Below are 20,245 nucleotides of genomic sequence, written 5' to 3' on the forward strand. Positions count from 1 at the left end.
GCCTCCTGCGCAGGAGGCCGCCGACGCCGTCGTGAAGGGAAAGAGCCTCAGGCCTTGGTGATGTCCAGCGGGATGCCGGGGCCCATGGTGGTGGTCATGGTTGCCTTGAGGATGTAGCGGCCCTTCGAGGTCGAGGGCTTGAGGCGCAGGACCTCCTCCAGGGCGGCCTGGAAGTTCTCCGTCAACTGCTCCTCGGAGAAGGAGGCCTTGCCGATGATGAAGTGGAGGTTGGAGGCGCGATCCACGCGGAACTCGATACGGCCGCCCTTAATGTCGGAGACGGCCTTGGCCACGTCCATCGTCACGGTGCCGGTGCGGGGATTGGGCATGAGGCCGCGGGGGCCCAGAACACGGCCCAGGCGGCCGACCTTGCCCATGAGGTCCGGGGTGGCGACGGCGGCGTCGAAGTCCGTGTAACCCTTGGCGACCTTCTCGATGAGCTCGTCACCGCCGACCTCGTCCGCGCCGGCGGCGAGGGCCTGCTCGGCCCGCTCGCCCTGGGCGAAGACGACGACACGGGCGGTCTTACCGGTACCGTGCGGCAGGGACACGGTTCCGCGGACCATCTGGTCCGCCTTGCGGGGGTCGACGCCCAGGCGGAAGACGACGTCCACGGTGGCGTCGAACTTCGTGACGGAGGTGGACTTGGCCAGGTGAATGGCCTCGGCCGGGGTGTAGAGGACTCCGGACTGGATCTTCTCAGCCGCGGCGCGGTAGGCCTTGGAGCGCTTGGTCATCTGCTTCTCCTTGCAGTCGTGGTGTTCGGGCCGCGCGAGGCCCTTCCACGGTTTCGTATGGGGTTGAGTTGAGAGGGCCGGCAGGCCGGCGAGTGCCTCAGGCCTCGACAGTGATGCCCATGGAACGGGCGGTGCCGGCGATGATCTTGGCGGCGGCCTCGACGTCGTTGGCGTTGAGGTCGGGCATCTTGGACTCGGCGATCTCACGCACCTGATCCTGGGTCAGGGAGGCCACCTTGACGGTGTGGGGGGTGGCGGATCCCTTGGGGACGCCCGCGGCCTTCTTGATGAGCTCAGCGGCCGGCGGGGTCTTGGTGATGAAGGTGAAGGAGCGGTCCTCGTAGACGGTGATCTCCACGGGGATGACGTTGCCGCGCTGCGACTCGGTCGCCGCGTTGTACGCCTTGCAGAACTCCATGATGTTGACGCCGTGGGCACCCAGGGCGGGGCCGATCGGCGGTGCGGGGTTGGCCTGGCCGGCCTGGATCTGGAGCTTGATCAGCCCGGCGACCTTCTTCTTGGGGGCCATAGGAATGGGTCCTTCTTACTTGTCCGGATGTGCTGCACACCTGCCGTGCAGCCGTGGGTGCATGCGCACGCACAAGCGCTCATCGTAGCCCTCTGCGGAGCCGCGCAGGGCGCCCGGTGCGCGGTATCACAGGACAACAACCTGTGATACACGGCTCCCGTACGGTACCCGACCTCGCGGGCCGGGCGGCCAGTGGCCCGACGGCGCAGGCGTCGTCGGGCCACAGCGGATGACGGAAGCCGCGCCTCAGGTAAGCCTTAGATCTTGGCGACCTGGGTGAAGGAGAGCTCGGCCGGGGTGTCGCGGCCGAACAGGGAGATGAGCACCTGGAGCTTCTGGGTCTCGGGGTGAATCTCGGAGATCGTGGCCGGCAGGGACTCGAAGGGACCGTCGGTGACGATGACGGACTCGCCGACCTCGAAGGCGACCTCGAAGACCTGACCGCCGGTGGCGATCTGGGTGCCGGAGCCGGTCTCGGGAGCGGTGGCCTCGACGGCCGCGGTCTCCTTGGCGGCGATCTCCTCGGGCGTGGGGCCGAGCTGGGCGACGGCCTCCTCGAAGGTCAGCGGCACCGGGTTGTAGCGGTCCCCCACGAAGCCGGTGACGGCCGGGGTGTCCTTGATGGTGCGCCACACCTTGTCCGAGGTCTCCGGGTCATCCAGGTCCATGCGCACGAACACGTAACCGGGGATGCGCACCCGGGAGACTTCCTTCTTCTTGTTGCCGTTCTTGATCTCGATGACCGTCTCCATGGGGACGGTGGCGTCGAAGATGTAGTCCTCGACCTCGAAGTTCTCGGCGCGGGCCATGATGTCGGTGGCCACGCGGCGCTCGTAGCCGGAGTAGGTGTGCAGCACGTACCATTGCCCCGGCAACGCGGACATCTGACGGCGGAACTCGGCCAGCGGGTCGACGACCGGGGCCTTCTCGGCCGGTTCAGCCGATTCGGCCGGCTCGGCTGCCTCAGCGGCAACCGCCTCGACCTCATCGGTTCCGGTCGCCTCAGCGACCTCGTCAGTCTCAACGGCCTCGTCGGCGACGAGCGAGGCGAGGGCCTCGGCGTCGTCGGGGGTGGTCTGCGAGGAGACGTCCTCAGACATGGTGTACCTGCTTTCCAGTGGCGTGAGACGAGCGAATGCGACGGGCTGCGCGAGCGGCAGCGGCGGTGAGAGAGAGGGCCTGAGGCGGAAGCCGACCACCCCGATGAGGGCGCGGTCGCCCAAGCCGGGAGGTCAGGCGAAGAGCCACATGACAGCCCGGTTGAAGGCGAAGTCCAGCACCCCGGTGAAGGCCATGATGGCGACGATGAAGACGACGACCACCGTGAAGTAGGTCCACAGCTCGTTCATGGTGGGCCAGACAACCTTGCGCAGCTCGTCAATGACCTGCCGGATGAACAGGGCGATGCGCCCGAAGAAGCCGCGCTTCCTGTCCGGCTTGCCTGCGGCGCGTGCGCTCTCGCTCATGAATCTGGGTCCTCAGGGTCGACGGTTAGGTCAGTTCCCGCACAGCGGGGAGAAGACGAAACCGACGGGATCTCCCGACAGATCCGCCGTTCTCAGCAGGGCAGGCGGGACTCGAACCCACAACCGCCGGTTTTGGAGACCGGTGCGCTACCAATTGCGCCACTGCCCTTCAGCGGTGCTCTAGTCTGCCACACGAGCAGACATTTGCGGTAACCGCAGCCCGTGGGGTGCGCCACGCCGGGGTTCGACGGGGCGAGGCAGCAGGGATGCCGCCCAGCATGTGCCACAGACGCGCACCGAAAGCGCATCACCCGCAGGTCGGGCAGGTTTTGGACGCGCAGGTTTCATGAACCGTGGGAGCATAGTGACGTGACACCTGCACCCGCACACCGCGTTTCCGCCCGTCTGTCCGCGATCGCCCCGTCCGCCACCCTGGCAGTCGACGCCAAGGCCAAGGCCCTCAAGGCCGCCGGCCGCCCGGTCATCGGCTTCGGTGCCGGGGAGCCCGACTTCCCCACACCCGACTACATCGTCGAGGCCGCCGTCGCCGCCGCGAAGGACCCGGCCAACCACAAGTACTCCCCCGCCAAGGGCCTGCCGGTCCTGCGCGAGGCCATCGCCGCCAAGACGCTGCGCGACTCCGGCTACGAGGTCTCCCCCGACGACATCCTGGTGACCAACGGCGGCAAGCAGGCCGTCTTCCAGGCCTTCGCCGCACTCGTCGACCCCGACGACGAGGTCCTGCTGCCCGCGCCCTACTGGACCACCTACCCCGAGGCCATCGCCCTGGCCGGGGGCACCACCGTGGAGGTCTTCGCCGGCGCGGACCAGGACTACAAGGTCAGCGTCGACCAGCTCGAGGCCGCCCGCACGGAGCGCACCAAGGTGCTGCTGCTGTGCTCGCCGTCGAACCCGACCGGCTCGGTCTACACGCCCGAGGAGCTGACCGCCATCGGCCAGTGGGCCCTGGAGCACGGTATCTGGGTCATCACCGACGAGATCTACGAGCACCTCCTCTATGACGGCGCGCAGGCGGCGCACATCGTCAAGCTGGTTCCCGAGCTGGCCGAGCAGACGATCGTACTCAACGGCGTGGCCAAGACCTACGCCATGACCGGATGGCGCGTGGGCTGGATGATCGGCCCGAGCGACGTCATCAAGGCCGCCACGAACTTCCAGTCCCACCTGAGCTCCAACGTCGCCAACGTCTCGCAGCGCGCAGCGCTGGCGGCCGTCAGCGGCGACCTGGCCGCCGTCGAGCAGATGCGTACCGCCTTCGACCGGCGCCGGCGCACCATGGTGGAGATGCTCTCGCAGATCGAGGGGCTGACGGTGCCCGTTCCACGCGGAGCCTTCTACGCCTACCCCGCCATCGAGAGGCTGCTCGGGCGCACGCTGCGTGGCACGAAGATCGACAGCTCGGCCACGCTGGCGGCGCTCATCCTCGAGCACGCCGAGGTCGCCGTCGTTCCCGGTGAGGCCTTCGGGCCCTCGGGATTCCTGCGGCTGTCCTACGCGTTGGGCGACGACGACCTGGCCGAGGGCGTGGGCCGGATCCAGAGGCTCCTGGCCGCGGTCGAGTAGAAGAGACCCCATTTCCTCGTCCCGAGCCGGGCATATTTCGCCGAGACCGACAGACTTTTGTGGGGCACCGCGAAATATGCCCGGCTCGGTGCTTGATATCAATGTGGTTGCGGACAGGGCTTCCAGGTCCTTGCTGGATTTACCATTCAATCTGTGCCTGCTCACACGTCCGACGATGAACGTCGTGCCACTGATCCCAGTACAGAGCCCGAGGTGCTGGAGTACCTCGCCAGGGCCTTCCCCGACCTGCGCACCATCGTCGCCGCTAATCCCGCTGTCCCCGCGGTGCTCCGCGAGCAGATTCTCCAGATGGGCTCGGGCGACCTGCCTCAGGTATCCCCTGCGTCTCCGATGAGTGCGGGAACCGCATCCGGATCGGGAGGGCTCAGAACGGCTGAGACAGCAGCACTCCCCTCGGCCTCAACCGCGGACTACAGCAGCATCTCCCCGTACACCATGACTTCTATGGGGACGACGTCGCACGCAGATCCCCAGACGGCTGTCCGGGGGATCTCGCCGGCGGCGCCGATGACAGTGGCGTACTCACTACCGGCATCGGGGGCGAACCAGCCGGATCCAGGATCCGCACCGGCCTCGGCGGCTGCACTGGCACCTGCGCCGCCGCCTGGCGATCCATCTGCGTCTCGCCCCAGCCCCAGGTCTCACGCCGGACTGATCACTGCCTTAGTCATCACCCTGGTCCTCGTGGTTGCCGCGGCCGGAACCTTCGCGGGCATGCTGCTGGCGAACCGGAGCCAGCCTTCGGAGACGAAGGCCGACGCCGCCCAGTCCGTCAGCGCCGCACCGACCCCGACCGAGGGAACAGCGGCGGGCCAGGCAACTCAGTCGGTCACCGCGGCCACCACCGAGAGCGAAGCGGCGTCGTCACCCTCCAGCGGCCCGACTCTTCCCGCATCGGCCAAGACCTACTCCTACCAGTACGTGGACACCCCATCGAGGAACATCTCCTGCGTCCTCTATGACGAAGGAGTCGGCTGCTCGATCCTGGAACGGACCTATGCCTCCTCAGGGATGCAGGACTGTGCCGATCGGGAGTTCTCCATCGTGGCGCTCGCAGGCCGCACCGAGGTCCGCTGCGGAGAGGAGTATCTGGGGCAGCCGGGCGACACCTTCCACACGCTCCAGTACGGGGAGACCACCACCTTCTCCGACTACGCCTGCACCTCGCAGTCCAAGGGGATGACCTGCTGGAACACGATCACCGGCCGTGGATTCACCATCTCCAGAGAGTCGCACGTCAGCTTCTGACCACCCTGATCCGGGCATGTTTCGCCGAGACCGACAGTTTTCTGTGGGGCACCGCGAGACATGCCCGGCTCGGCGTGAAATCGGCGGACTCAGTGGGCCCCGCGGCGGGCCTGGATCTCGCGGCCCTGCGCCAGCCAGGCCTCGGCGCGGGCCAGGCGGCCCTCGGCGTCGGGGCGCCATGGGCCGCCGTCCTCGCGACGGGCACCGGCCACCAGGGACAGGACCACGCCGGCGCAGCGGGCGCGCAGCGAGACCGGGTCCACCTGCTGCTCGGCCATGCGGGTCCAGGTCTCCAGGATGGGGCGCAGCTTCGGGTAGGAGGCGGGCGCGAGATGGTCCAGGACGCTGACGTGCCCCAGCAGGCAGGCCAGGTCATCAACCCGGTAGCCGGGCCCCAGAGAGTCGACATCGAGCAGGCTGGTAACGGCCTCACCCTCCATGAGAACGTTCGCCTCGTAGAAGTCGCCGTGGACCGGGACCGGTCTGCCGGCGTCGGAGGCGGCCATGAGCTGCTCGACCCCCTCGGCCACGGCCCGGGCGCGGGCGGCGTGCTCGGGCAGGACCGTGGCGGCGGCGTGCGCGTAGTGACGGGCCCGCTCGGACCAGGCGGCGTGAGCGGGTAGCTGCATGGCGCTGGACGGCAGGGCGTCCAGCAAGGAGATGAGCCCATTGAAGACACGCTCGCTGCGCGAGATGCTCATGCCCTGGGACAGCAGGCCGGACAGGGCCACGCCTCGACCTGTGGACAGCAGCACGAGCCCATCGGGGTCCTCGCGCAGCACCTCGGGCGCGGGCACGCCGGAGGCAGTCAGCAGACGGTGACGCTGAGCGAAGGAGGGCGCCTGGCTCGGGCGCAGGACCTTGGCGTAGGCGGTGGTCTCGTCCGGGAAGGTGGCACGCACAACGGCACGGCGTGTGGGTCGGTAGGCGACCATGGTGGCCTTGACCTGGGTGCCGATCCGGGCCGAGAGCAATGAAGGGGTGCATGCCACTACCAGTCCCGGCAGCTCGGGGTCGGCGGGGTGGCGCCACACGTGGACCGCGGGGCCGTCCCCACCGGTAGGGGCCACCCGCGTCAGCCCCGGGGCGTGCGGGTTGGACAGGCGGGCCGTTGTGGCGCACAGGTACTCAGTGGTGGAACGCCCGTTGGGGGCGACGACAACGGCCGTGTACCCCACGGACACGCCCGCACCGGGGCGATGATGGACCGAGTGGACCTCCCAGCTGGCCAGACGCTGGCCGGCCGGGGCGAGGGCGGCGGAGAGCACGGACGCGGCGCGCGGCCCCGTCAGCAGAGCCACCTCCTCGGGTTCCTGGGACGCCGACGAGTGGTTCATGACAGTTAGTGTGCCCCACCCACCTGATGGTTCGCCGCTAAATCGGCCTCTGGTGTTCGGCAACAGCGGAAGCGACGGCCAACTCGAACCTGCCGTACTGGAGCCATGGAACAGAGGCGGATTCCTGCTCCTCCAGGGAGAATCTGTCGCTCCGGGAGACTCTTAGGTTGGGTCGGAGCGCACTGGCCAGCCTCACAGATCGCATCCACGCAGGTCCCGGCGTTTTCCTCTCGCCGGAGACACCCGCCGAGCCCTGGAAGAGTCTCCCATCGTGACACCGTGAGCATCATCGGCCTCGCGCAGAGACGTTGCAGGTGGGGCGATCGGCAGGCACGTGGAAGAATCCACCCATGCGAGACCTCGCCACCCTGCCCAAGGCGCATCTGCACCTGCACTTCACGGGGTCGATGCGCCTGGACACCCTCATCGAGCTGGCATCCTCGTCACGCACGCGCCTGCCGTCGAGCTTTCTGGACGGCGACCCCTTGCGTGTGCCCGCCGACCGGCGCGGTTGGTTCCGCTTCCAGCGCGCCTATGACACCGCCCGTGCCCTGGTGCGCACCGAGGAGGTCATGTGCCGCATCGTCCTGGAGGCCGCACTGGACGACGCCGCCGAGGGCTCACGCCGCCTGGAGATCCAGGTCGATCCCACCAGCTACGCACCCTTCGTCGGTGGTATCACCCCGGCCCTGGAGATCATCCTCGACGCAGCCAAGCAGGCCACGACCCTGACCGGCGTGGAGGTGGCCGTCATCGTGGCGGCCTCCCGGATGCGACACCCGCTCGACGCCCGCACCCTCGCCCGCCTGGCGGTGCGCTACGCCGGGGACCAGCCCGGTGAGGTGGTCGGCTTCGGCCTGTCCAACGACGAGCGTGCCGGGCAGACCTCCTCCTGGGAGCGGGCCTTCGCCATCGCCCGCCGGGGCGGACTGGCCTCCATGCCGCACGGCGGGGAGCTCCTGGGACCCGACCACCTGCGCGAGGTCGTCTCCACGCTCGGCCCTACGCGCCTGGGCCACGGTGTGCGCGCCAACGAGGATCCCGCACTGCTGGACGCGATCGTCGCCTCCGGCATCAGCCTCGAGGTCTGCCCCGCCTCCAACGTGAGCCTGGGCGTCTACCACAGCCCCGAGGACGTCCCCCTGCGCACGCTCATGCGCCATGGCGCGCAGATCGCCCTGAGCGCCGACGACCCGCTGCTCTTCCAGTCCCGGCTCATCAACCAGTACGAGATCGCCCGGGCCCTGGGCTGCGACGACGCCGAGCTGGCCGAGCTGGCGCGCGGGTCCATCAATGCCTCTCTGGCCTCACCAACAGCCAAGCGGAACTGGGTGGCCGAGGTGGACGACTGGCTGGCGGCTCCCGACCAGAGAGCGGAAACGGGGACCAGGAGCAGCCGCGAGACCGACACCCCTGAGCCCCACGCGCTTCCGAGGCCGGAGGTCTAGGACCTGCTGCGAAAGGCCGTCGGATCGGGAGCCCATGGGCTCGCGGACTCACCCACGCCGTCCGTAGTCGAGGGCTGAGGTACGTCCGCAACGAACCACACGATTGGCTGCGCCCCTGGGATCGCCTCCATTGTCACGACAGGTCCTGGAAGCCCACCTGGACGGGCTCGGGCGTGAGGGTGACGCCGTAGCGCTCGCGAACACCGGCCACGACCTCATCGCGCAAGCGGGCCAGGTCCGCCCCGGTCGCACCGCCCCGGTTGGTCAGAGCCAGAACGTGCTTGGTGGACAGCCCGGCCGGCGCGCCCGGCTCCACGGTGAAGCCCTTGGTAAAGCCGGCGTGGTCGATGAGCCAGGCCGCGCTGGTCTTGACCAGGCCCTCGATCACGGGGGCCTCCTTGGTACCGAGCACTACCTGGGAGTGGTCGGTGACGGGGAAACGAGGGGCGTCCTCGGGCAGGCTCACCGCCTGGTCCTCGGTCAGGATCGGGTTGGTGAAGAAGGAGCCGGCCGACCAGGTGTCGTGGTCGACGCCGTCCAGCACCATCCCCTTGGAGCGGCGCAGCTTGAGAACCGCCTCGCGCAGCTCGCGCTCGGGCACGCGTTCACCCAGCTCGACACCGAGAGCACCGGCCAGCTGGGAGTAGGCGACCCGAGAGGACAGGGACCCCTGCCGCACAGCAAAGGTGGCGTCGAGAACCACCCAGCGTCCGGTCGGCCCCCACAGGCGTCCGCCGCCGACCTCCGCGTCGGTGAGGGACTGCTTGAGACGGGAGTCGCGATAGGCCAGCCCCAGCTCGCCCAGTGCCAGCCACACCACCCGGTTGCGCAGACGGTCCCAGGCCCGCACGCTGGCGATGAGCTCGGCGACCTCGGCACCGTAGGCCCCGATGTTCTGCACGGGGGCAGCCCCCACCGTGCCGGGGATCCCGGACAGGGGTGCGAACCCGGCCCACTCACTCGCGATGGCCTCACGCACCAGGTCGTCCCAGGTGGTGCCGGCGGTGGCGGTGATCTCGACGCCGCCGCACACCGAGTCCGAGACGAGCGAGACCTCGGCGCGGGCGTCGCGGATGACGAGCCCATCGAATCCGGCGTCGGAGGCCATGATGTTGGAGCCGCCGCCGATGACGAGGACGGGCGTCCCGGCGGCGTCGGCCTCACGGATCGCCTCGGTCAGCTCGCTCCGAGTGGTGGCCTCGACGTAGCTGCCCACCGGGCCGCCCACACGCAGGGTGGTCAGCTCGGCCAGACTGCTCGGCCGCGCTCCGGTGCCGGGCACGTGTGCCAGGGCCTGGACGGGTTCGGGCCAGGCCGAGGGGTCGACGTCGGCGCTCAGCGGGACGGTGCAGTCCCCCTCCACCAGCTGCGGCTCTCTCGACGGCGCAGTCGGCGCGACAGCCGACGGATCAATGGGGGTGCGATCATCTGGGGCAGTGGTCAACGCAGATCTCCGCTCTTCCTGGTCAGTTTCCTCATGAGAGACAAGCAGGGCCCCGCTCACACCAGCGGTGTGCACGGAGCCCCGAGGCGCGGACAGGCCACTCGCCTCACTTCTTGTTGCGACGCTGGTGACGCGTCTTGCGAAGCAGCTTGCGGTGCTTCTTCTTGGCCATGCGCTTGCGGCGCTTCTTGATGACGGATCCCATGAGATCTCCTCGCAGTTCGCTTCGTAGTGCCCGCAGACCCTCCCTGCGGGCCGAGGCAGGCCGGCGAGGGTTATGCCATGGGGCGGTTGGTCGGCGCGTGAGGCTCAGCGGCCGACCACGCAGGTGACCGCCTGAGTCTAGCGGGTCCTAGGACCCCGATGCCTCCGACGCGTCGTGGCCCCAGTCACCCAGGCCAGCGGCGAGGTAGTCGTGAACGGCGCGCTCGGGAACGCGGAAGGAGCGCCCGACCTGCATCGCGGGCAGGTCGCCGGAGTGCACCATCCGGTAGACGGTCATCTTAGACACGCGCAGCATCGTCGCCACCTCAGCCACGGTGAGGAACGAGGGGGCGCCGGAGGCGCTGGGGGGAGTGGGAAGGCCCGGTGCCATGAGCTTGAGATCCGTTCGTCGCGGGTGGCCCCGTCGGGGCAGGAACACCGCCAATATATCCCCGCACCAGTCATCGCACAGGAATTCCCGGACCTCAATCGCCACTCGCGTCGCATTTCACACTGGGGCACCAACTGTCGCTGCCGCAACCGCAGTTATCCCGACCGAGAGCCGCTTCAGCGACCACCACCAGCTCGGACGAGCCCGGACACGCCGGTTCCCGCACCGGAGAACGTGACGAAGCCGCCCCGACAGGACCACAATGGCGACCGTGCCCCAGACAGACACCGCACAGGAGCCGGAGCCCGACCACGGATCCCGCAGAGGATCCGGACCCGGCCCCCACGCCGCCAGGCAACGCCAGGCTCACTGGCACGCCCCGCTCGTGGGCGTCGTCGGTCGTCCGTGGAAGCGGTACAAGAAGCACCCGGCCGGGGCACGCAGCACCGACGACGCCGATGAGCCACCCGTCCACCCCTCGCTGCCGGGCACAGAACCCACCGGACTGCGCCGCCTGCTCAGACACATCGAGCCGCTCAGCCAGATCGCGCGGGCGGCCAGGTTCTACCCGGCCCGACTGGCGGTCATCGTCTTCGCCGCCATCATCGTCGTGGTCACGGGCCTGCTGAGTCTGCCCATCGCCACAACGAGCGGAGAGCGCTCCGACTTCCTCGACGCCCTGTTCACCGCCACCTCGGCGGTGTGCGTCACGGGCCTGAGCACCGTGGACACGGCCACCTACTGGTCCACCTTCGGGCACGTCGTCATCATCCTGGCCGCCGCCGTGGGCGGCCTGGGGGTGATGACCCTCGCATCACTGCTGTCCCTGGCCGTCTCACGACACGTGGGACTGACCCAGCGGATGCTGGCGGCCTCGGAGAACCAGTCGCGACTGGGCGAGGTGGGCCACCTCCTTCGCGCCGTCATCTACACGGCCGCCGGATGCGAGCTCCTCCTCACGCTCATGCTGCTGCCCCGCTTCCTGGGTCACGGCCTCGACGTGGGGCACGCCCTGTGGTACGCGGCCTTCATGGGGCTGTCGATCTTCAACAACGCCGGCTTCGTCATCATGCCCGAGGGCCTGGGCGCCTACGCCACCGACTGGTGGATCGGCCTGCCGATCATCCTGGGGACCTTCATGGGCGCCGTCGGCTTCCCCGTCATCCTGGACATCATGGGCCGACGACGCAGGCCCCGGACATGGAGCCTGCACACAAAGCTGACCCTGACCACCTACGTGGCCCTCACCATCGCCTCGACCCTGGCCATCGCCGCCTTCGAGTGGCACAACCCGCTCACCTACGGAGCGCTGCCCACGAGCGGCAAGATCATGACCGCCCTCATCAACGGCGTCAATGCCCGCTCCTCGGGACTGTCCACGATCCCGCCCGAGCACATGCACGAGGCCACATGGTTCCTCCAGGATGCCCTGATGTTCGTCGGCGGCGGCTCGGCCTCGACGGCCGGCGGCATCAAGGTCTCCACCTTCGCGGTCCTCCTGCTGGCGATCTTCGCCGAGGCCCGCGGAGACCGGGACATCGAGGCCTTCGGGCGACGGATCACGCCATCGACCGTGCGCCTGAGCGTTGCCGTGGCCTTCATCGGCTCCAGCGTCATCGGTCTCGCCACGCTCCTGCTCCTGCAGATGACCGACCTGTCCCTGGACCGAATTCTCTTCGAGGTCATCAGCGCGTTCGCGACCGTGGGCCTGTCCACCGGCATCACACCCAGCCTTCCCGCCAGCGCCAAGTACGTCATCGTGGCACTCATGTTCATCGGGCGTGTAGGCACGATGACGGCGGCCAGCGCCCTGGCACTGCGCGAACGGCGCCGCGTCATCCGGATGCCGGAGGCCCGACCAATGATCGGCTAGCGCCCGGAGCCCTACTCCGCACTCACCCCAGCGCCCCGCAGACACCGGCGGGAACGATCAGACCCCCTCGGGTCCCGGCCTGTCCGGGGCGAGCAGGTGCCCGAGGGTCGCGGCCGCACTCTCCACGTCCGCACGGCCGGTGATGAGCTGCTCGACGATGAGTCCGAAGGACATGCTCTGGATCAGGGAGGCCAGCTGCTCGGGGCTCAGGCGGCTGGAGATCGTTCCGCCCCGCTGCCCGTTGCGGCACAGGCGGATGAGGCCACTGTGGATGTCGTGGTAGTTCTCCTGGACCATGACGCGCATCTCGGGGTCGCGAGTCAGCTCACCCCAGGCATGGTAAGCCAGTGGCGCCCAGGCACTCAGTCCGACGTCATCGACATCCTTGTGGACCTCGCCGCGCCGAGCAGCGTCCCGGCGCGAGGTGGAGGCGGCCTCAACAGCGTCCCGATCGACGTCGTCGCGCTCGTAGTTGAGCAGGACGAGCGCCTCGATGAAGCTCTGCTCGAAATCAGGCAGCTCCTCCGACTCGGCAAGCCGCTTGATCCGCTCAACGAGCGGCTCCATCCGCCTGACCAGGACCGCACGTATGAGGGAGCGCTTGCCCTCGGGAAAGTAGCGATAGACGGTCGACGACGACATCCCGGCCGCGGCGATGACCTCATCCATCGAGGTGGCCTGGAAGCCGCTGCGCGCGAAGCACTCCTCGGCGGCCCGAAGGATTCGGGATCTCTGGCGCTCCCGGTGGGCGGCGGTCACACGTGGCATGAGTTCAGGATAGGCGACGCAGGACACAGCAAATCGAAACGATCGTTGTTGACTGGCCGTTGTGAGCCTCCTAGACTTCCGGGCACAAACGAAAACGATTGTTTTGACATGGAGGTTTCGATGACACCCTCAGTGGCGTCCTCGCTCAAGGAGCGGACCGAGCCGGCACAGGAGACACCAGAGGAGACCGTTGTGACGACGCGGCAGCCCAACCGCCGCGCGGTCATGGTCAGTGCGGTCCTCACCCAGCTGATGATCGTCCTGGATCTGACGATCATCGCGATCGCCCTGCCGCGGATGCAGGAGGACCTGGGAATGACCGTGTCCCAGAGCCCCTGGACGGTCACCGGCTACAGCCTGGCCTTCGGCGGCCTGGTGCTCTTCGGCGGCAGGCTCTGCGCCGTGGCGGGCATTCGCCGCTCCTACCAGATCGGCCTGGTCGGTTTCGGCGTGGCCAGCCTCGCAGCCGGGATGGCAACCTCCTTCCCGATCCTGCTGACCGCACGTGTGGCCCAGGGCTGCTTCGGCGCGCTCCTGGCCCCCACCTCGCAGTCGCTGCTCAACGTCACCTTCACCGAACGCACCGAGCGCGAGCGGGTCTTCGCGATCTTCGGCGCCACTGGCGGGCTGGGGGCGGCTGTCGGGCTACTCGTCGGCGGGGCCCTGACCGACTGGCTCAGCTGGCGCTGGGCGCTTTACATCAACATCTTCCTGGCCGCTGCGGCCCTGCTCATCGGGCAGCGCAGCCTGCCACCGGCCGACCAGCGCGACCGCGGCTCGCGCATCTACGACGACCTGACCGGTCTGGTCCTGGGCTGCGGGGCCTGCTTCAGCGCCGTCTATGGGCTCGACCGGGCTCAGCAGACCTCCTGGACCGCGACGTCGACCGTCACCTGGCTTGCGCTCGGCGGCGTCGCCGCGGTGCTGTTCGTGGTCCGCGAGCGCTTCGCGAGCCGCCCGGTACTGCCCCTGTCGATGATGGCGATGCCGGTGCGGGCCGTCTCCTATGCCGCGCAGTTCATCGCCGGGGCCGCCCAGATGGGGGCGATCATCTACCTGACCTACTACATGCAGAACCACTTCGGCTACTCGCCCTTCAAGAGCGGAGTGGTCTTCCTGCCCATGGTCGCCGCCCTGGTGGCCACCGCCATCCCGGCCGGGCGCATCATCGTGCCCAGGCTCGGAGCGCGCGGCACTCTGCCGCTGGGGCTGGCGGTCCTGACCGGTTCCTTCCTCATCTTCTCGCGCATGACGACGGATTCGACCTACTCCCAGGTCGCCCTGCCCGGCCTCATCGTCTTCGGCATCGGCCTGGGGCTGACAATGCCGGTCACCTTCAACTCCGGCACCCGCGGGGTCGAGGCCAAGCGGACCGGGCTGGCCTCGGCGATCCTGAGCGCCGCCCAGCAGATCGGAGGATCCTTCGGGGTCGCGCTCATGACCTCCTACGCCACCCAGCACGCCGAGGACTACGTGGCCGACCACACCGAAGAGGTCAGGGCCGCCGCCATGGAGGCGATGATGCGGGCCCGGGCCCTGCCCCAGTCGCCCGCGGGCAAACAGATCATCGAGGCCCTCAAGGCCCAGCTCATCGACCGGGCCCGGATCGAGGCCTACGCCGGCGGCTTCACGATGATGGCCTGGATCCTAGCCGGGGCCGCAGCGTTGCTGGTCGCCTGTGGGATCGGCCTGAGCCTGCGCCGCCGCCGCACGCGGTAGCGTAGGGCTCACCGTCCAACGGCCGACCTCAGGAGACTTCATGCCTGCCCCGCCCTCGCGCACCGACTCCACGCTCGTCATAGGGCTGGGGCGCTTCGGCTCCGCCGTCGCCGCGACCCTGGACCGGCTGGGGCGCGAGGTCCTGGCCGTGGAGGCCAATCCCGCGATCGTGCGCCAGTGGACCGGCCGCATCCCGTTGGTGGAGGCCGATGCCACGGACGTGGAGGCCCTCGAGCAGCTGGGCGCCACCGAGTTCGGCACGGCGGTCGTAGGGGTGGCGACCTCCCTGGAGGCCTCCGTCCTCATCACCGGCAACCTCGTGGATCTGGAGACCCCCCAGATCTGGGCCAAGGCGATCTCCCGGGCCCACGGCCGCATCCTGCGGCGTATCGGCGCCCACCACGTCGTCTACCCCGAGTTCGACGCCGGTCAGCGCGCCGCCCACCTGGTCTCGGGCCGCATGCTCGACTACATCGAGATGGAGAAGGGCGGCTTCACCATCGTCAAGATGCGCCCGCCCACCGAGCTGCACGGATTCACCATCGGCCAGTCCAAGGTGCGCTCGCGCTACGGGGTGACCGTCTTCGGTCTCATGAGCCCAGGTGAGCCCTTCGAGTACGCCACCCCGGACACGCTGGTCTCCGCCGAGGACGTGCTCGTCGTCGGCGGAGACGCGGCTCTTCTGGAGCGCTTCGCCAACCGCGCGTGATCGGCGAGAGCCCCTCAAGGCCCTCAGAAGGCGGCTACCTGGGAGCGTTTGGCCTCGGCGGCACGATCGGCCTCTGCGGCCACGGCCTCAAGGCCCTTGCCGATCCCGGCGGCGCCGTAGGCGCCGAGCAGCCCCTCGATGAAAGGCGCTGCGGACAGCCGAGCCCGCTCGACCACGGCCGGCTCCAGCATCTCCAGGGCCATCTCCGCGCTCATGATCCCGCTGCCCAGGTCCGCCAGGACCAGGACACCCTCGCACCGGTCGGCGAGCCGCTCGACGGCATCGACAACGGCGCCGGGGTCGGTGCCCAGCTCACCGTCGGCGAGCCCTGCGGCCAGCTCGACGGGGACGTCGACGGCTGCGATGAGCCTGCGTGCCAGGTCAAGAGCATCCTCGGCCAGGGCGCGGGAGTGGGAGACCAGGACGATGCCGACACCCGCAGTCGTACTGCTCCGCTCCGCCGGCTGACGGACCGGAACAGGATCGGAAAGATGCGCGGAGCTCACGGGAATCACGCCGTCCTTCCGGCGACGACGTCGTCGAGGGCGGCCAGGATGAGGGCGGTGGAGGCGGCACCGGGATCGATGTGGCCCACCGAGCGCTCTCCCAGGTAGGAGGCGCGCCCCTTGGTGGCCACCATCGGCTTGGTGGCGTCGCGCCCTGCCGCTGCGGCCCGCGCAGCAGCGGCCACGCCCGCGGCGAGGTCTCCGGGATGTGCGCGCAGCGCCTCCAGGGCCGGCCTCCACGCGTCGAGCATGGTCTTCTCCCCCGCGGTGGCGCGGCCGCGCGCGGCGATGCCGCCGACCCCCGCCTCCAGGCCGTCCGCGAGCGCCTGGGCATCAAGACCGTCGGATCCCGCCTGGCCCGCGAGGGCGCTGCCGGTGCGCAGGAAGAAGGTGCCGTACAGGGGCCCGGAGGCACCCCCGACGGTGGAGACCAGGGTCGTGCCGACCTTCTTGAGCAGTGCATCGGCAGCAGTGAAGCCGCCGGCCCCCACCGTGTCGACCGCGGCGGCCAGGCCGCGCTTCATGTTGGCGCCGTGGTCGGCGTCGCCGATGGCGGCGTCCAGGTCTGTCAGCTCCTCGGCGTGCTCAGTGATGAGCTCGGCGCTGCGTCGCACCCATGCCTCCAGGTCCGCAACGCTCAGCCTCTGCCGGGCGGTTCCCGCATCTTGTGTCATGTGGCTCCTCCTTCAGTCTTCTCGGGTCGCCCGAGTCTGTTCCGGGCGGCCCCGATTGTGCCAGGTCCTCACACGCCCCAGCGCAGGCCGGGGGTGCTCACGGGGGCGTCCCACAGGCGCAGCAGCTCGGCATCGGCACGCACGAGGGTCAGGGAGCAGCCGGCCATGTCGAGGCTGGTGATGTAGTTGCCCACGAGGTTGCGCGCCACTGTGATTCCGGCGCTCTGAAGGAGGCGGGAGATCTCGCCGTACATGAGGTAGAGCTCGAGCAGCGGGGTGGCGCCCATGCCGTTGACCATGGCGATGACGCCCTCGTCGGCGCCGGCGTCGGTGGACTTCAGCTCGGTGAGCTCGGCCAGGACCGGGGTGACGAGGCGCTCGGCGATCTCAGCGGCGGGGGCGACCCTCTCGCGGTGACGGCCGGGCTCGCCGTGGATGCCGATACCGATCTCCATCTCGTCATCGGGCAGGTCGAAGGAGGGCTTGCCGTTGGCCGGGACGGTGCAGGAGGTCAGGGCCATGCCCATGGAGCGACCGGCGGCGTTGACGCGCGCGGCGATGGCCTCGACCTCCTCCAGCGGACGCCCCTCCTCCGCTGCGGCGCCGGCGATCTTCTCCACCATGACGGTCACGCCCACGCCGCGCCGCCCGGCGGTGTAGAGGGAGTCCTCGACGGCGACGTCGTCATTGGTGACGACACTGGCGACCTGGATTCCGGAGTCGGCGTCGACGATCTCGGCGGCCATCTCGAAGTTCATGACGTCGCCGGTGTAGTTCTTGACGATGTGGAGGACGCCGGCACCGCGGTCGACGGCGGTGGTGGCGGCGACCACCTGGTCGGGAACCGGGGAGGTGAAGATCTCGCCGGCGCAGGCGGCGTCGAGCATGCCGGTGCCCACGAAGCCGCCGTGGAGGGGCTCGTGCCCGCTGCCACCGCCGGAGATGATGGCGACCTTGCCCGCCTCCTTGCGCCTGCGGCGGTAGACGATGTGCTGATCGAGGTCGACGTCGAGCTCATGAGGGTGGGCCGTGGCCATACCCCGGAGGGCGTCCGTGACCACGCTGTCAACGGAGTTGATGAGTTTCTTCATGGCGCTGACGCTACCGCGCCACGGGCAGCCATGTACCGTCAGAGGTCCCAGGGAAGAAGTCCTGCGCACATCGGTGCAGGTCACGGCTTCCCTGTGGGAACGGATGCGCGTCGGACGGGATGGGCCGGCGGCGAGCCTCAGCGCCGGGGTACCCCGACCACCGGCCGACCACTGAGCGCCCATCGCTTCACCCACGACCGAACCGCAATCCCGTCCTCGACGTGAGCGGAACCACCGCATTGTCTGAGCGCCACCCGTAGAGATTCTGGGGACTATCTGGGGAGGTCCTTCTTTCACGGCATCCTCGAGTCGATTCCAGGCAGGATAGGGGCATGGATCTGTCCGTCGTCGTCGTCGTGGCCACCGTCGCAGCCGGTATCGCCATCCTGGTCGCCGTTGCTGCCGTCTTCGCCGCACGGCGCTCAACGGCGCACGCGGACCTGGCTCTCAAGGAGGCCTCGCGGATCTCCCGGGCCAGCATCTCGCGGATCAACGAGGTCCAGTCCGAGGCGAGCTCGGCCCGTCTGGCGGCGCGCCACGCCGCCGAGCGGCTGCGATCCATGACCAAGGAGCGCACGACGCCGGACAGTGTCGCCGCCTACCGCGTGTTCCTGCGGGAGGTCGTCGAGGACTCCAAGCACCTGCTGGGCCCCGAGGGGACGGGGACGATGAAGAACGACGCCCTGGACCGGTTGCGGGTCGGGGCGCTCGTAGGTGGCTCGGACGAGGTGCTGCGGGCCCTACGGAACTTCGCCCTCCTGCGCACCGAGCGCCCCGAGGCGCCATGGCCCAGCGCCTACGCCATGGCCTACGCGCGCCTGGAGTCCGACCTGGTCACCGCGATCCGCAACGACCTGGGCTCCTCCGAGGAGTCCCTGACCGCCGACCAGATCTGGGGCGCGGTCAACGCCCGCTGCGTCGATCCCGCCTTCCGGCTGGCTCTGCTCAGCCCCCTGGAGGAGGTGCTGCGCAACGCCGGCCAGGACCCCACGCACTACGACCTCGACCACATCGTCAAGCCCGCCGACTACCCCGGCCCCTTCAACCCCCTTGGCCCGACTGACCCGGCTGACTCCACCGGCCCCATCGCCCCCGTCGGGTCTGCTAGTTCCACCGCTCCCCCGCACACCGCCGACGTCGCGGCCGGCACCGCCGCTGAGGAGCCCCGCCAGCGCTCGCGGCGGGCCCAGGACCGGGTGGTGCATGAGGCCTCGGCGGCGGTCCTCGAGACGGCTGCGCCGCCAGCGGCGGAGACGACGACGGCGTCCCCGGCGACCGGCCCCGCGCTGCCCGACTCATCCGAGGTCGTGTGGGCACCGCTGAGCCCAGGGCGTCGCGGAGTGCACGTAGCGGCCCCTGCGGGGTCTGCGCCGGCTCACCCGAGGTCTCCTGCGGCGCCTCCGACGGCGCCCTCACATGAGCCGGCTGCCGAGCCGGCCGCCCCGACGGCTCCTCAGGACAGCCGACCGGCCGACGTCAAGCCATCACACGCCGCCAGCGCCGCAGTGGCGGGGGTAGTACGGGCCGACGCGCCCGGCGACTCGTTCCCCGGCTCGTCCGCCGACGCCTGGGCGCAGGCTGTCGCGTCCCAGCAGACACCGCCGCAGGCCACGCCTCACACGGGTCCGGCCCAGCCGCATCCCGGGGGCCCGATGAACCACCGGGCCCGGGAGACTCAGCGACCCGTCTTCGAGGACCCGACGCCCAGCCGCATCTCCCGCCGTCGGCGCGCCCAGGGCCTCCAGGCCGACCCGTCCGTGCAGGCTGCGACCGCCGTTCCCAGCGCAGCCGTCTCGGCAACAACGGCAGCGGCAGTCCCGGCCTCAACAGTGTCGGCAACGGGCCCGGCCCCGACGGCTTCCACAGCCTCCTCCACGACCTCCGCAGTCTCCACGGCCTCGACGGCGTCGGCCGGCACCGAGGAGACCGAACCTGTCTTTGCGCCCATCTTCCCCGAGAACCTGACTAGGAACCGTGCGGCCGAGCCGGCTGTCCCGACTGCCCCGGCCGTGTCAGGTGCGCCGAACGCGCCGGGCACCCCCGCCTCGCTGGACCCGTCAGGCGCATCTTGGGCTGCTGAGCCGGCGCAGCCTGTATCGGGCCGGCCCGTGCCGGCACAGCCGAGGCACAACCGCACCCGTGCGAACCCGCCGACGACGCCCCCGACCGCCTCCGCGGTGCGGGCCACGGCAATCGCCGCCCGGACGGTCACCGTGCCTGTGGGCCCCCAGCCGTCTCCCCAGTCAGCAGCAGCCCCCAGCGCCCCGGCCTCATCGGCACCAGTCGCCGGCGCGACCGGGGGCGATGGCTACGGGATCATCCCGCCCCAGGTCGCGGCCCAGGCACCCTCACAGGCGCATCAGTCATATCAGGCACACGGACAGGCCGGCGGCCCTGTGCCGGACCACTTCGGCCAGCCGGGCCTGCCCGCACCCCGGCAGGCCGAGCAGAGCTCCGCCGTGGCGGCGGCCGGGGCCGTCCCGGCCAGCGCCGTCG

Annotated in this window: 19 protein-coding genes and 1 tRNA gene; 7 read left to right on the top strand and 13 right to left on the bottom strand. The window is 69.7% G+C overall.

What is annotated here, in order from left to right; all coding sequences use genetic code 11:
* Positions 1-47: 47 nt before the first annotated feature.
* The 5 genes from rplA to HMPREF9056_RS00580 form a co-directional block, all read right to left on the bottom strand.
* Positions 48-737: a 50S ribosomal protein L1 gene (rplA, locus tag HMPREF9056_RS00560; protein WP_009401885.1), complete on the bottom strand. Its 690-nt coding sequence runs from the start codon at positions 735-737 to the stop codon at positions 48-50.
* A gap of 97 nt (positions 738-834) precedes the next feature.
* Positions 835-1,266, bottom strand: a complete 432-nt coding sequence (gene rplK, locus HMPREF9056_RS00565) for a 50S ribosomal protein L11 (RefSeq protein ID WP_009401886.1) — start codon at positions 1,264-1,266, stop codon at positions 835-837.
* 257 nt (positions 1,267-1,523) lie between these two features.
* Complete coding sequence (nusG, locus tag HMPREF9056_RS00570; protein ID WP_034513212.1) at positions 1,524-2,366, bottom strand: transcription termination/antitermination protein NusG; 843 nt, start codon at positions 2,364-2,366, stop codon at positions 1,524-1,526.
* A 132-nt stretch (positions 2,367-2,498) separates the two neighbouring features.
* Positions 2,499-2,732 (bottom strand): preprotein translocase subunit SecE, encoded by a 234-nt coding sequence (gene secE, locus HMPREF9056_RS00575; protein WP_009401888.1) that lies wholly within the window; start codon positions 2,730-2,732, stop codon positions 2,499-2,501.
* Positions 2,733-2,828: 96 nt separating this feature from the next.
* Positions 2,829-2,901: transfer RNA gene (locus HMPREF9056_RS00580), tRNA-Trp, on the bottom strand.
* A gap of 200 nt (positions 2,902-3,101) precedes the next feature.
* On the opposite strand from HMPREF9056_RS00580, the gene HMPREF9056_RS00585 reads away from it, so the two are divergent.
* A complete protein-coding gene (locus HMPREF9056_RS00585) occupies positions 3,102-4,316 on the top strand; it encodes a pyridoxal phosphate-dependent aminotransferase (protein ID WP_009401890.1) in 1,215 nt (404 codons plus the stop codon).
* Between the two features lie 153 nt (positions 4,317-4,469).
* Positions 4,470-5,585, top strand: coding sequence for a serine/arginine repetitive matrix protein 1 (locus HMPREF9056_RS13975; RefSeq protein ID WP_253269879.1), 1,116 nt, complete (start codon positions 4,470-4,472; stop codon positions 5,583-5,585).
* 89 nt (positions 5,586-5,674) lie between these two features.
* Here the strand turns inward: HMPREF9056_RS13975 and HMPREF9056_RS00595 are convergent, their stop codons facing one another.
* Positions 5,675-6,922, bottom strand: a complete 1,248-nt coding sequence (locus HMPREF9056_RS00595; protein WP_009401893.1) for a phosphotransferase — start codon at positions 6,920-6,922, stop codon at positions 5,675-5,677.
* Between the two features lie 350 nt (positions 6,923-7,272).
* Between HMPREF9056_RS00595 and HMPREF9056_RS00600 the strand changes: the two genes are divergently transcribed.
* Positions 7,273-8,370, top strand: a complete 1,098-nt coding sequence (locus HMPREF9056_RS00600; RefSeq protein WP_009401895.1) for an adenosine deaminase — start codon at positions 7,273-7,275, stop codon at positions 8,368-8,370.
* Positions 8,371-8,503: 133 nt separating this feature from the next.
* On the opposite strand, the gene HMPREF9056_RS00605 is transcribed toward HMPREF9056_RS00600, so the two are convergent.
* The 3 genes from HMPREF9056_RS00605 to HMPREF9056_RS00610 form a co-directional block, all read right to left on the bottom strand.
* Positions 8,504-9,814 (bottom strand): UDP-N-acetylmuramate dehydrogenase, encoded by a 1,311-nt coding sequence (locus HMPREF9056_RS00605; protein WP_034513216.1) that lies wholly within the window; start codon positions 9,812-9,814, stop codon positions 8,504-8,506.
* Between the two features lie 106 nt (positions 9,815-9,920).
* Positions 9,921-10,019 carry an AURKAIP1/COX24 domain-containing protein gene (locus HMPREF9056_RS13270; RefSeq protein WP_003792170.1) on the bottom strand — a complete coding sequence of 33 codons (99 nt, stop codon included), beginning with the start codon at positions 10,017-10,019 and terminating at the stop codon, positions 9,921-9,923.
* Positions 10,020-10,166: 147 nt separating this feature from the next.
* Complete coding sequence (locus HMPREF9056_RS00610; protein ID WP_034513218.1) at positions 10,167-10,409, bottom strand: helix-turn-helix domain-containing protein; 243 nt, start codon at positions 10,407-10,409, stop codon at positions 10,167-10,169.
* A gap of 262 nt (positions 10,410-10,671) precedes the next feature.
* Between HMPREF9056_RS00610 and HMPREF9056_RS00615 the strand changes: the two genes are divergently transcribed.
* A complete protein-coding gene (locus tag HMPREF9056_RS00615; protein ID WP_009401899.1) occupies positions 10,672-12,282 on the top strand; it encodes a TrkH family potassium uptake protein in 1,611 nt (536 codons plus the stop codon).
* 57 nt (positions 12,283-12,339) lie between these two features.
* Here the strand turns inward: HMPREF9056_RS00615 and HMPREF9056_RS00620 are convergent, their stop codons facing one another.
* A complete protein-coding gene (locus HMPREF9056_RS00620) occupies positions 12,340-13,050 on the bottom strand; it encodes a TetR/AcrR family transcriptional regulator (protein ID WP_009401900.1) in 711 nt (236 codons plus the stop codon).
* Positions 13,051-13,170: 120 nt separating this feature from the next.
* Here HMPREF9056_RS00620 and HMPREF9056_RS00625 point away from each other — a divergent pair, with 120 nt between their 5' ends.
* The gene (locus tag HMPREF9056_RS00625; RefSeq protein WP_034513221.1) at positions 13,171-14,769 is read left to right on the top strand and encodes an MFS transporter; all 1,599 of its coding nucleotides are present in this window, start codon (positions 13,171-13,173) and stop codon (positions 14,767-14,769) included.
* A gap of 40 nt (positions 14,770-14,809) precedes the next feature.
* The gene (locus HMPREF9056_RS00630) at positions 14,810-15,478 is read left to right on the top strand and encodes a TrkA family potassium uptake protein (RefSeq protein ID WP_003784157.1); all 669 of its coding nucleotides are present in this window, start codon (positions 14,810-14,812) and stop codon (positions 15,476-15,478) included.
* 23 nt (positions 15,479-15,501) lie between these two features.
* On the opposite strand, the gene dhaM is transcribed toward HMPREF9056_RS00630, so the two are convergent.
* The 3 genes from dhaM to dhaK form a co-directional block, all read right to left on the bottom strand.
* Complete coding sequence (dhaM, locus tag HMPREF9056_RS00635) at positions 15,502-15,906, bottom strand: dihydroxyacetone kinase phosphoryl donor subunit DhaM (RefSeq protein ID WP_034513223.1); 405 nt, start codon at positions 15,904-15,906, stop codon at positions 15,502-15,504.
* Between the two features lie 83 nt (positions 15,907-15,989).
* Positions 15,990-16,658, bottom strand: coding sequence for a dihydroxyacetone kinase subunit DhaL (gene dhaL / locus HMPREF9056_RS00640; RefSeq protein WP_009401904.1), 669 nt, complete (start codon positions 16,656-16,658; stop codon positions 15,990-15,992).
* 68 nt (positions 16,659-16,726) lie between these two features.
* Positions 16,727-17,749 carry a dihydroxyacetone kinase subunit DhaK gene (dhaK, locus tag HMPREF9056_RS00645; protein ID WP_009401905.1) on the bottom strand — a complete coding sequence of 341 codons (1,023 nt, stop codon included), beginning with the start codon at positions 17,747-17,749 and terminating at the stop codon, positions 16,727-16,729.
* Positions 17,750-18,081: 332 nt separating this feature from the next.
* Here dhaK and HMPREF9056_RS00650 point away from each other — a divergent pair.
* Positions 18,082-20,245: hypothetical protein (locus tag HMPREF9056_RS00650; RefSeq protein ID WP_009401907.1), on the top strand; the 2,164-nt coding region annotated here is incomplete at its 3' end.

Origin of the sequence: Actinomyces sp. oral taxon 170 str. F0386 (assembly GCF_000195595.1) — a bacterium.
GTDB lineage: Bacteria > Actinomycetota > Actinomycetes > Actinomycetales > Actinomycetaceae > Actinomyces.